This window comes from Bdellovibrio sp. MYbb2 (assembly GCF_056175685.1).
Genome location: NZ_JBJKJI010000001.1, coordinates 600,607 through 611,533 on the forward strand (window position 1 = coordinate 600,607; position 10,927 = coordinate 611,533).

Here is a 10,927-nt window from a genome sequence, read left to right on the forward strand (position 1 = left end):
AAAGAGCGAGTGAAAACTCGCTCTTTTCTTTTTTGGAGAACCCGGGAACCTGATTATGTTCCTACGTGGGTGTTGTCCATAGCCTGTTGTTCAAGCTCTTTCTGTTTTCTTTTCTTTCTCATCACAATCAGTACTGCCAAACCTGCGGCTGCCAGACCAACAACTGCCAAAGCCATTGTTGTGTCGTTGTCCATGCCGGTCGGTGCTTCTTCAGCCACTTGCGGAGCTGGAGGGTTGATTGCTTCCACTGGTGGTGGTGGAGGTGGCGCCATGTCCTGAGCCATGTCCGGCGGAGGAGGAGGCGGAGCCATATCACCCGCTTGTTCCATTGGCGGAGGCGGGATGTCCATTTGAGCCTGTTGAGCCATTGGATCTTCCGGCATTGGTGGAGCCGGGATCTCTTCTGCAGGAGCCTGTGGCATGTTGCCAGCAACTTCCTGGTGCGGTTGTTCCATCGCTGGTTGCGCCGGAGCAGCAGCCACTGCGCCGCCTCTCCAGTAACGAAGCTCAGTGCCTTCAGCAATGTTGCCTTTGGAATCTACAGAGTTCGAAGACCAAACTTCTTTCCAGGCATTGTCATAACCCAGAAGGTTTTTGGAAACCGTTCTGATATTGTCACCGGATTTAGCCACGTAAGTCTCTGGCGCAATACCATTGTCTTCGTAGTAGGTGATCATGCGTGCAGAATCATCCGGACGGTTTGGAGAGCTGTAATAAACCTTGTCTCCAGCGCGAACGTCGCGGGAATTGAATGTCGGATTTCCTTTTTTCAGTTCCTTGCGCTTGTCAGCGCCATAGATCATCTGGCTGATGCCTTTCAGGCTGTCACCCGGGCGAGCGAAGTAAACTGTATTGAACCAAGTCCCGCCGGCTTTCCAAGGAGTCGTTGCAACCTTTTGTAGAGGTGCGCTGGCTTTTTTCGGAGCCTCAGAAGAGGAATCAACCACGGTCGTGGAGGATTCAGTCACAGTCGAGCTTTCAAAAACAGAGTTGGAAGAAGTGTCCGTCGTGGTCGTTGTTTCAGCCACAGATGTTGTTGGAGCTGGAACATCCGCCGCTGGAGCTTCTGCAAACGGATCTGCTGGCAATGTTTCGGTGGTGGTCGCGACGTCGGTCTGTTCTGTTGTCGCCTGATCGTCACCTAGAGTCGTTTCAGCAGTTGTTGTGGTTGTTTCAGTAGTGGTAGTGGTTTCGCCCAGAGCATCTTCTGGAAGTTGGTCGCTGGCCAAAGAGTCGTCACCAGCAATTTCAAGGGCGTCATCACCTTCTAGTTTTTCAAGGTCTGCGGAATCGAAGTCGGAAGCAACTTCAGCGTCTGCTTGGCTATCTTTAGACGTACAGCTTGTTACTTGGAATGCCAGACCTAGGCACGCTAGTAAGATAACGAGTTTTTTCATCATGTATTCATCCTTGATTGATGCCACGAAACATACTGTTTCAGTTAAGCGTTATTAACAATCTAAGCACAAGATCGAAGTCATGCAAACACTAAGAAAATCACTGGACTTTTGATCTAGTGGATCTTGAGTTTGGAACCCATCTTTATTTTATTTTTATCGAACCAACCTTTGTTCATTTCAAGCGCATATTTCGCAGGTTGTGCACTGGCATAGGACGGCAGGGCTGCGTCCGGCACACCTTTGCCGGACTTCATTTCCTTCACATCAATCAACGTCAGACTTTTGTCGAAGTACCCGATGGACAGATCTATTAATGTATTCCTCATCCAGAAGAACCGGGTTTCCTCGTTCTTAAATATAAAGAGCATTCCTTCATCTTCACCCATCTGCGAGCGGAACATCAGACCACGCTCGTGCTGGTCCGGTGTTTCAGCGATCTCCACGACAAAAGTCTTGGAGCCCAAAGTGACTTTCTTTTTTGAAAAGTCCCTGGCCGCAAAGGCCTGCGGAAGCAGGACCACGAACAGTCCTGCGAACATGACAAACTTAGCGAGCGTAGAACATTTCCAGCGCAACACCATAACGAACCCCTTTGGTCGTAACAACCATACCTTCTAATTTCAAAGCTTCCACCACTGCCAGCAGAATCGAAGCTCCAGCAAAAATAATATCCGCTCGGCCGCCCAGATGATACTTGGTCTTTTTTTCTTCGACTGTGGTACGGGCAAATTCCTCCACCCAGTGAGCCAGGCGGTCCTTCTTCAGGAAGAAGCCATCAACCTTCTTTTCATCAAAGCCACCAACCTCAATCGCCACCAGGGCGGTTGGCGTTCCCGCCACTGCCACGATCTGATCAATCTTGTGCTTTTGAATTTCAGGCAGAATTGCTTTCAGTTGTTCCTGAATGAATGCTTCCAAAGGCTTGCGGTCTTTTTCAATCACCGGTTGAGTCGTGATGAACTTTTCTGTCAGACGAACTCCGCCGATATCAAGACTGTGGCCATACAGGATGTCAGCCCCTTTACCAACGATCAGTTCAGTGGAGCCACCACCGACGTCCACCACCAGGGAAGTCACATTGGGATTGGTGCCACCTGCGGTACCGCCCAAATAAGTAATTCTTGCTTCATCTTCGCCCGGAATGATTTCAATAGGAATGCCCAGTTCTTCACCGATACGAAAAAGCTCCTGACCATTGCGAGCGTCACGCGCCGCTGACGTCGCCATCGCCAGAATCTGATCCACGTGTTCAGAATCGATTTCTTTTTTGAATTCAGTCAAACACTGACGGGCTCTGGCTAAAGCATCCGGATGAAATTCACCGGTCTGCCCAACTCCTTGACCCAAACGCACCACCTGCATCAGATCACGGTGCACCTTTTTTATTCCATCCTTATCACCTGAAGCAATCAGGCACAGGAAGGTGTTGGTTCCAAGATCAAGTGCTGCAACTTTTTTCATTTCAAATATCCTGTTCTATTTCAATTTCTCTAAAAGAATCTTATTCACAAGATCCGGATTGGCCTGACCCCTGGACGCTTTCATCACTGCGCCGACAAAGAAACCAAAAAGGTTCTTCTTTTTGCCGGACTTGTGATCTTCCACAGTCTGCGCGTTGGCTGCCAGCACTTCATCCACCAGCTTTTCAATGGCGGCAGGATCCGAGATCTGCACCAAGCCCTTGTCCTTCATGATGACTTCCGGATCATTTCCAGAGGCCCACATTTCCTGGAAAATGGTTTTTGCGATTTTACCGGAAATTGTGCCCTTGTCGATCATCGCAATCATTTTGCCCAGCTGCGCCGGTTTGATTGGTGAATCCTTGATGTTTTTATTGGCAGAATTCAGTTCGCGCAAAAGCTCGGTCATAATCCAGTTCGAGGACGCCTTGAAGTTTCTGGATTCTTTGGCGGTGTCTTCATAGAAATCAGCCAGATCTTTTTCCGTGGTCAGCACCGTGGCATCCAGTTCCGGCAAGGCGTGTTCATCCTGGAAACGTTTGGCGCGGGCAATCGGAAGCTCAGGCAGTTCTTTTTTGTATTTCTCAATAATGCTGTCGGTGACAATCACCGGCTGCAGATCCGGATCCGGGAAATAGCGATAGTCCTGCGCATCTTCTTTGGCCCGCATGGAGAACGTGCGGTTTTTATCCGGATCCCACAGGCGGGTTTCCTGAATAATCTTATCACCACGCTCGACACAATCAATCTGGCGCTCAATCTCATATTCGATGGCTTTTTCAACAAAACGGAACGAGTTGATATTCTTGATTTCAACTTTGGTGCCGAACTGAGTCGCACCCTCTTTGCGAACCGAGACGTTGCAATCACAACGCAGTGATCCTTCTTCCAGATTCCCGTCACAGACATCCAGATAGCGAACGATCTGACGAATGGTGCGCGCGTATTCCGCCGCTTCCTGCGGTGTGCGCATGTCAGGGCCGGACACGACCTCCAACAAAGGAATGCCCGAGCGGTTGTAGTTAATCAATGTGTATTCACCGTGATGATTGGATTTACCGGCGTCTTCTTCCATATGGGCGCGGGTGATGGAAACGGTTTTTTCTTTTCCATCCACCTTGAAGGTGATCGATCCATTTTCACAAATAGGCTGATCGTACTGAGAGATCTGATAACCCTTGGGAAGATCCGGATAGAAATAGTTCTTGCGCGCGAAAACAGATTTGCGGCGAATGTCACATCCCAGGGCTAGACCCGTTTTAATCGAGTACTCAACCACCTTGCTGTTTAAAACCGGCAAGCTGCCGGGCATGCCCACACTGACCGGCGAGGTGTTTTCATTGTCACCAGCTTCAAAGGCCGTTGATTCCGAGCTGAAGATCTTGGTTTTCGTGCTAAGCTGCACGTGAATCTCAATACCGATGACGGCTTCATATCCTCTAGATGACATGGGGATGTTTTCCTTTCACCAAAGAGGCGCCTTCCAGCGCGTAAGCCACATTCAGCATCTTTTGTTCCTCAAAGTGACCCGCCGTCAGCTGAACGCCGATCGGAAGACCGCTTTGTGATTGCCCATAGGGAACACTCATTCCCGGAAGACCGGCAAGGTTTGTCGAGGTCGTAAAGATGTCATTCAAATACATCGCCAGGGGATCAGAAACCCGTTCGCCAATCTTAAAGGCGGGCGCTGTCGTCACCGGACTTAGGATCACATCACATTTTTTGAAAGCTTCCAGGTATTGTTCCATAATCAGGCGGCGCACCTGACCGGCCTTGTTGTAAAAGGCGTCATAGTAACCACTGGAAAGACAATACGTCCCCAGCATAATACGACGTTTGACTTCAGCACCGAAGGCCTGGCCCCGCGTCTGGCTGTAGAACTCTTCCAGATCCACGGCCGAAAGATTTTTAAATTCGGCACGGTATCCGTACTTCACGCCGTCATAGCGGGAAAGATTCGATGACGCTTCGCTGGCCGCCACCAGGTAATACACCGGCACGGCAAATTCGGTCATGGGAACAGAGACTTCAACAATCTCGGCACCCAGTTTTTTCAATGTATCCACCGAGTTTTCCACAGTCTTTTGCACGTCTGGATCCAAAGAACCAGTCATGTATTCTTTCATCAGACCGATCTTCATGCCTTTGACATCGGCTTTCAGACTCTGGCTCCAGGCCGGGACTTTTTTCTGAGCGGTGGTGGAATCGTGCGGGTCAAATCCTGAAATCACTTCCAGAGTCAAAGCGGCATCCTTCACGGAACTGACCATGGGGCCAGCCTGATCCAACGAAGACGCATAGGCGATGATGCCGTAGCGGCTCACACGGCCGTAAGTGGGTTTCACGCCGACAATGCCACAGAAACTTGCGGGCTGACGAATCGATCCGCCGGTGTCTGTCCCCAGCGTTCCTGCCACCAGACGCGAAGCTTGGGCGGCGGCAGAGCCACCGGAAGATCCTCCGGGCACTCGTTCCAGGTCCCACGGGTTTTTCACTACACCGTGGAAAGAAGTTTCATTGGAAGAACCCATGGCAAATTCATCCTGGTTCAGTTTTCCCATCACCACAATGCCAGATTTTTTCAGACGAGCCACGGCGGTGGCATCATAGGGCGGAACAAAATTTTCCAGAATCTTGCTTCCGGCAGTGGTTGTCAGACCCTTGGTGCAAAACATTTCCTTAATACCAAAGGGCACGCCCGCCAACAGACCGACGTCCTCGCCCTTGGCGATGCGGGCATCCAGGGCATCGGCGTCTTGAACGGCCTGAAGATTCAATGAAGTGAACGCATTCAACTTTGGATTTAAGGCATCAATGCGCTTTTGAAAGTGCTGTGCAACTTCCTTGGCGCTGACTTTTCGGGATTTGACGGCGTCGGCGATTTCAGAAATAGAGGCAAATGTTAAATCCACAATCAACCTCCTAAACAACCGGTGGAACTTTGAAAAGGTTGCCCGCGCGGTCCGGCGCATTGCCGGTCATTTCATCGGCAGTGAATTCCTGACTGACGACATCTTCACGCCAATAGGATTCAACCTCCGTCGGCGTCACCAAAGGTTCAATCCCGGCGGTGTTGATTTTTGAAATCTGCTCAAAGTGAGTCAGGGCCTTGGCCAGCTGGGTGCTGTATTCCTGGGCTTCTTCATCCGACACATGCAGGCGGGCAAGTTTGGCAATCGCTTCGATCGTCTTTTTGTCAATCACCGGAAGCTCCTCTCGGTCTATCGACATTTAAGCTAGTACAAACTGCGTTGGGAGTCATCTTTTGCCCAATGCGTTTGATGGTGACTGGACCTCAGAGATAGGTGCAAATTGTTCTATGTCCAAAAAACGCCACGAAGAGCTAAAAAAGATCATTTCTGAACACGACCACAACTATCATGTTCTGGATAAGCCCACCATTACAGATTACGAATACGATCAGCTCTTCAATGAACTTCTGGAACTTGAAAAAAGCACCAAAGGTCTGGATCTTAGCGATTCACCTTCCCTGCGAGTGGGCGGAACTGTTTTGGAAGGCTTCGCAAAAGCCCAGCACCGCCTGCCGATGCTTTCACTGGCAAACAGCTATTCGCCCGAAGATATTTTCGAATTCGATGAACGTGTTAAAAAATTCCTCAACACCGAAGAGCCGGTGGAATATCTGTGCGAGCTTAAATTTGATGGCCTGTCCATGGAGCTGATCTATGAAAAAGGGCAGTTTGTTCGCGCCATCACCCGCGGCGACGGCACGGTGGGTGAGGACGTCACTCACAATATTAAAACCATCAAAAGCATCCCGCTGAAACTGTCTCATAAAAATCCGCCAGAACTGCTGGAGGTGCGCGGGGAAGTTCTGATGTTCAAAGAGGACTTCGCAAAGCTGAATGAAACCCAGCAAGAAAACGGGCAGCAGACTTTTGCCAATCCCCGCAATGCTGCCGCCGGAACCGTGCGCCAGCTGGATTCCCGCATTGCCGCTTCTCGTCCGTTGCGTTTCTTTGGTTATGCCTTGGGCGCGGTGGACGGTGAAAGCTTCAACACTCAAAAGAACATTCAGGAATACTTCAGCGATCATGGCATCCCGACGGTACTTCCCTACAAAGAAGAACTGCTGGTGGTGGCCAAGGGGCCTGAAGAGGTCGTGAAGTACTATCACCACATTGAAAAAGTCCGCCCGAAACTTCCTTTTGATATCGACGGTGTGGTGATCAAGGTCAATTCGCTGCGACTGCAAGATGACCTGGGGCTGGTGGCCAGAAGCCCGCGATGGGCCACGGCCGCGAAGTTCAAGCCGGAACAGGCTCAGACCACCGTGGAAGACATCGTGGTTCAGGTGGGTCGCACGGGCGCGCTGACGCCAGTGGCGATCATGAAGCCCGTGAAAGTGGGCGGGGTCACGGTTACAAACGCCACTTTGCACAACCAGGATGAAATCACCCGCAAAGACATCCGTATTGGCGACACCGTGATCATTCAGCGCGCAGGCGATGTGATCCCCGAAGTCGTCGAAGTTGTAAACCCTGACAAGCGTCCGGCGGATCGTCTGCCTTATTCGATTCCTGAAAACTGCCCGGCATGTAATTCCATCGCGGTGAAAGCCGAGGGCGAAGTGGTCACCCGTTGCGTGAATCCACTGTGTATCGCCGTGGTGAAAGAATCGCTGAAACATTTTGTGGCAAGACGGGCGATGAACATCGACAAGGTCGGCGATCGTCTGATTGAAACCCTGGTCGACAACAAACTGCTGACCCGCTTTTCGGATTTCTATCGCCTGACGAAAGAACAGATTCTTTCTTTGGATCGTCAGGGTGAAAAATCCGCCGACAATATCATCAAGTCCATCGAAAACAGCAAGAACCCGACACTGGCGCGATTCATCTTTGCACTTGGAATTCGTTTTGTGGGTGAACAGACCGGAAAACATCTGGCCGATCACTTCCTGACAATTGATAAGTTCCTGGAGGCCAGCGAAGAAGAACTGCTGCTGGTGCCGGAAATCGGCGCCAAGGTTGCCAAATCCATCCGCGACTGGACAGGAAATCCCAAGCTGGTGGACGAAGTTCACGCCATGCTAAAACTTGGAGTCACCATCGCCGGCCCCGTGCGTGCACAAGAGGGTTCTCTTTCCGGCATGAGCTTCCTGATCACCGGAACATTGCCGGTGAAGCGTGATGACGCCAAGGACCTGATTGAAAAGAATGGTGGGAAAATTCTGGGCTCGGTTTCATCCAAGCTGAATTATCTGGTTGTGGGTGATGATCCAGGATCGAAAGTGGAAAAAGCCCAGGGCCTGGGCGTAAAGATCATCTCTTGGGAAGAACTTCAGGCCATGATTTAGTTTCTGCCGTAAACGCTTGTAAGGCGCTGGATGTCACCGGCGCTCAGTGCGGCACTCGGGGCAAGTTGGGATTCTGTTTTTGATTTCATGGTAACACCGCCGTTTTCACTGAACGCGGTCGGCTGATAAAGCATGACGGATTCATAATCAAATGCCGAAGCCCCGCTAAGCACCATCAACGATGCGGGGAAAATTTCAAAGTTGTGTTTGTACTTTTCCTGAATATTATCCCACATCACTTCCACAAACCGGTCCCGGTCACTGCGATTTTGTTCATGGATAAACCCCAGGGCGTGCATGATCTCATGAGTGATCTCGGTCACACCGCACCCCCCGGAAATCCACAGGGGCTGCTTGCCGCCGACTTTTCCCAGATAGGATTTACACCCTGATCCGGCTTCAAACACCAGAACATCTTCCTGATTGGTGTAAGGAACAAACTTGATGGGGGTTTCTACAAACGCGGCAATAGCCTGAATGATCTCTGACTTGTTGGGCACATCATTCTGAATATGAAAAGGCACCACGCCGCCTTCCCATAACTGAACACTTTCCAAAGCCACACTGCCGCGGACTTTGGCGCTGCGGGGAACCCCGATCACGATGTCTTCGTTAACAACGGCCACACCGTCTTCCACCACATAGGTCACTTCGTTCTTGGCAGAAACCTCATCATGAGGTGACGAAGGCTCTTCATAGGGAACACTTTCGCTGACCGCTTGCACGGTCTTCATCTCAAAGACCGAGGCCACGGCACCCGGCTCAGAGTCGGAGGCTGTTTCTACATCTTCGGACTCTTGGTGTTCAATAGAGGATGCCGACTGAGGAATGTCAGGACTTTCGGAAGGTTTCGGCCACAGCTGATAGACAACGACCACAGCAAGAACCAGAAGGACGGGCACGGCTTTTTTAATCATTCAAACTCCGGGGGAATTTTCAGTGCTAAAAAATGCAAAACCCACGGTTTCAGGGCCGTGGGTTTTAAAATTGAACCAATGCTGAACGAATTTTCGTTCGACCGAATTAAAGGTGGTCGATAACGATATCGCGAGCCATTACGGTTTTACGACCGTCAGCTTTTGCAGATTCAACGCCTTTCAAGCACAGTTGCTCAATGGCTTTACTGAGTACGTCAATAGTCTCAGCAGATGTGTTCATTTGACCTTTTTCTTTGATCAGTTTTTTAACTTTGCTTGTTACTACAAGTACTTCTGCCATGATATACCTCTCCATCCATGTTAATCGAACAGCTAAAAGGTTTGCATAGGGTCCTGTGAATGACAATATGAAATCTTCTTGCGGCGCACTAATTTAAGAGCGACCCGGGTTCATTAACAGCTCTGGCTTTCCGTCAACGAACTTGAAAAGCTCTGCCTGACGGGATCCGGCCTCACCCGGCGATATCCACACGAACGTTTTTTGATCCAACGGCTTGGTGCATTCCACATCCAAAAAGGCCGGCGACCAGCAACCACTGTTCAAGTGTTCGACGGACCCGATCATCTCATGACGGGTGTGATGGGTGTGCCCGTAAACTATGCGATTCACCTTGGTGATTGCGCTGGTCATGGCCATCACCCGGTCATCGGGTTCTTTGTAGCCAGACACGAGGGACGTCACCGACTTGCTGTAAAATAGGAAAAACGGCAGCAGCAAGAACAGGGGAATGAATGCCCAGAAGAACGAGATTTCATAGATGGCCCGCACAAAGATCATCAACTGGAAGATCAGATAGAAAGCCACAAAGATAATAAACGCACGATCCAACCACAGTTCGCGCGCCAGCAAAAACGGATTGCTGGCCGCCGGCGCCACAAAGAGCTCTTTCAGCTCACGCACCATGCGAGGTTCGGCATTTGCTTTTTCCGCAATCAACGACACGCGGTCTTCGATCTTCAGTGGATTTCTCATCGGCGCTGCCAGTCGGTCATAGAACGAGTGAAGCAAAGTCAGCACCGAACCCCAGAACCACGTCAGCACCAGTCCCGGCTGCGCACGCAGCATGTATTTCACGAAGAACTTAATGTACTGCGGAATACTCATGATGTAGTTACTGTCCACATGCGGGTTGAAGAAACCCATTCCATTCATCAGATAACGACAGGCCAGATTTCCAAACGGCAGCTTCAATGAAACAAAATTATAACCACGAACAAACGGATTGATCGGATCTTCACACATGCAATACGGATCGTACTGATTGCCGTGTTCAATCAACGTGTCCTGATTGCTGATATAGAACCATTCAACAAAACGAACCTGATGTTTTTTGTCTTCCGGCAGGTTCAGATGACGATAGATCTCGGCCTGTACTTCCGTGAAGTGCAGTTCCAGATCATGATTGCCAATCACAAAGACCGCGCGGTTGCCACGAAGTACAAACTCGCGCAGAGCACGGACCCAGTCGGCATGGTCCTTCAAAATCACTTCAATTTTAAAACGGGATCGTTCTTCAATCGGGAAAAGCCCGCGGCGCTTTTCAAGACCGCTGACATTAAAGACCGGCTCATCCGGTAAGCGCAGAACGCTGTCAAAATCAAAAATGTCACCGTTCAGAACAAGTTCAACGGAGGCGCCTTGTGCCTTTTCTTCACAGTTCTTCAAGAACACTTCAAACGTGTCATCAAAGAAGAACTGACGTGTCTTGAATTTCTTCCACAACGGAAAGCGCAGGTTCACGGGTTCAGCTTCACACAAATGCAAATCACTGATGATCGCTGTGTGCGACGCCATTTTAAAATCAGGAA

Annotated in this window: 10 protein-coding genes; 1 reads left to right on the forward strand and 9 read right to left on the reverse strand. The window is 50.3% G+C overall.

Annotation, left to right across the window (positions count from 1 at the left end; genetic code table 11):
- Nucleotides 1-53: 53 nt before the first annotated feature.
- The 6 genes from AC04MQ_RS02955 to gatC form a co-directional block, all read right to left on the reverse strand.
- Nucleotides 54-1,400 (reverse strand): LPXTG cell wall anchor domain-containing protein, encoded by a 1,347-nt coding sequence (locus AC04MQ_RS02955; protein WP_475391007.1) that lies wholly within the window; start codon nucleotides 1,398-1,400, stop codon nucleotides 54-56.
- Between the two features lie 113 nt (nucleotides 1,401-1,513).
- Complete coding sequence (locus tag AC04MQ_RS02960; protein ID WP_475391009.1) at nucleotides 1,514-1,939, reverse strand: DUF192 domain-containing protein; 426 nt, start codon at nucleotides 1,937-1,939, stop codon at nucleotides 1,514-1,516.
- 7 nt (nucleotides 1,940-1,946) lie between these two features.
- Entirely contained in the window at nucleotides 1,947-2,861 is a 915-nt protein-coding gene (locus tag AC04MQ_RS02965; protein ID WP_475391011.1) for a Ppx/GppA phosphatase family protein, read from the reverse strand.
- 15 nt (nucleotides 2,862-2,876) lie between these two features.
- Complete coding sequence (gatB, locus tag AC04MQ_RS02970; RefSeq protein ID WP_475391013.1) at nucleotides 2,877-4,310, reverse strand: Asp-tRNA(Asn)/Glu-tRNA(Gln) amidotransferase subunit GatB; 1,434 nt, start codon at nucleotides 4,308-4,310, stop codon at nucleotides 2,877-2,879.
- Nucleotides 4,300-5,772 (reverse strand): Asp-tRNA(Asn)/Glu-tRNA(Gln) amidotransferase subunit GatA, encoded by a 1,473-nt coding sequence (gene gatA, locus AC04MQ_RS02975; protein ID WP_041576728.1) that lies wholly within the window; start codon nucleotides 5,770-5,772, stop codon nucleotides 4,300-4,302. The genes gatB and gatA overlap by 11 nt, the downstream gene beginning before the upstream one ends.
- A gap of 10 nt (nucleotides 5,773-5,782) precedes the next feature.
- Complete coding sequence (gatC, locus tag AC04MQ_RS02980) at nucleotides 5,783-6,064, reverse strand: Asp-tRNA(Asn)/Glu-tRNA(Gln) amidotransferase subunit GatC (RefSeq protein WP_015089261.1); 282 nt, start codon at nucleotides 6,062-6,064, stop codon at nucleotides 5,783-5,785.
- Between the two features lie 115 nt (nucleotides 6,065-6,179).
- Here gatC and ligA point away from each other — a divergent pair, with 115 nt between their 5' ends.
- A complete protein-coding gene (gene ligA / locus AC04MQ_RS02985; protein WP_475391015.1) occupies nucleotides 6,180-8,180 on the forward strand; it encodes an NAD-dependent DNA ligase LigA in 2,001 nt (666 codons plus the stop codon).
- Here the strand turns inward: ligA and AC04MQ_RS02990 are convergent.
- The 3 genes from AC04MQ_RS02990 to AC04MQ_RS03000 all read right to left on the reverse strand — a co-directional run bounded on the left by AC04MQ_RS02990 (nucleotide 8,177) and on the right by AC04MQ_RS03000 (nucleotide 10,913).
- The gene (locus tag AC04MQ_RS02990; protein ID WP_475391017.1) at nucleotides 8,177-9,097 is read right to left on the reverse strand and encodes a M12 family metallopeptidase; all 921 of its coding nucleotides are present in this window, start codon (nucleotides 9,095-9,097) and stop codon (nucleotides 8,177-8,179) included. The genes ligA and AC04MQ_RS02990 overlap by 4 nt on opposite strands.
- A 106-nt stretch (nucleotides 9,098-9,203) precedes the next feature.
- Nucleotides 9,204-9,398, reverse strand: a complete 195-nt coding sequence (locus AC04MQ_RS02995; RefSeq protein ID WP_011162677.1) for a histone-like protein — start codon at nucleotides 9,396-9,398, stop codon at nucleotides 9,204-9,206.
- A 93-nt stretch (nucleotides 9,399-9,491) separates the two neighbouring features.
- Nucleotides 9,492-10,913 (reverse strand): metallophosphoesterase, encoded by a 1,422-nt coding sequence (locus AC04MQ_RS03000; RefSeq protein ID WP_015089258.1) that lies wholly within the window; start codon nucleotides 10,911-10,913, stop codon nucleotides 9,492-9,494.
- Nucleotides 10,914-10,927: the final 14 nt, after the last annotated feature.

What these genes read in the sequence shown, in the direction of transcription:
- gatB (WP_475391013.1), bottom strand. Translation starts at nt 4,310, where the DNA reads ATGTCATCTAGAGGATATGAAGCCGTCATCGGTATTGAGATTCACGTG.
- AC04MQ_RS02960 (WP_475391009.1), bottom strand. Translation starts at nt 1,939, where the DNA reads ATGTTCGCAGGACTGTTCGTGGTCCTGCTTCCGCAGGCCTTTGCGGCC.
- AC04MQ_RS02965 (WP_475391011.1), bottom strand. Translation starts at nt 2,861, where the DNA reads ATGAAAAAAGTTGCAGCACTTGATCTTGGAACCAACACCTTCCTGTGC.
- AC04MQ_RS02995 (WP_011162677.1), bottom strand. Translation starts at nt 9,398, where the DNA reads ATGGCAGAAGTACTTGTAGTAACAAGCAAAGTTAAAAAACTGATCAAA.
- AC04MQ_RS02955 (WP_475391007.1), bottom strand. Translation starts at nt 1,400, where the DNA reads ATGATGAAAAAACTCGTTATCTTACTAGCGTGCCTAGGTCTGGCATTC.
- AC04MQ_RS02990 (WP_475391017.1), bottom strand. Translation starts at nt 9,097, where the DNA reads ATGATTAAAAAAGCCGTGCCCGTCCTTCTGGTTCTTGCTGTGGTCGTT.
- AC04MQ_RS03000 (WP_015089258.1), bottom strand. Translation starts at nt 10,913, where the DNA reads ATGGCGTCGCACACAGCGATCATCAGTGATTTGCATTTGTGTGAAGCT.
- ligA (WP_475391015.1), top strand. Translation starts at nt 6,180, where the DNA reads ATGTCCAAAAAACGCCACGAAGAGCTAAAAAAGATCATTTCTGAACAC.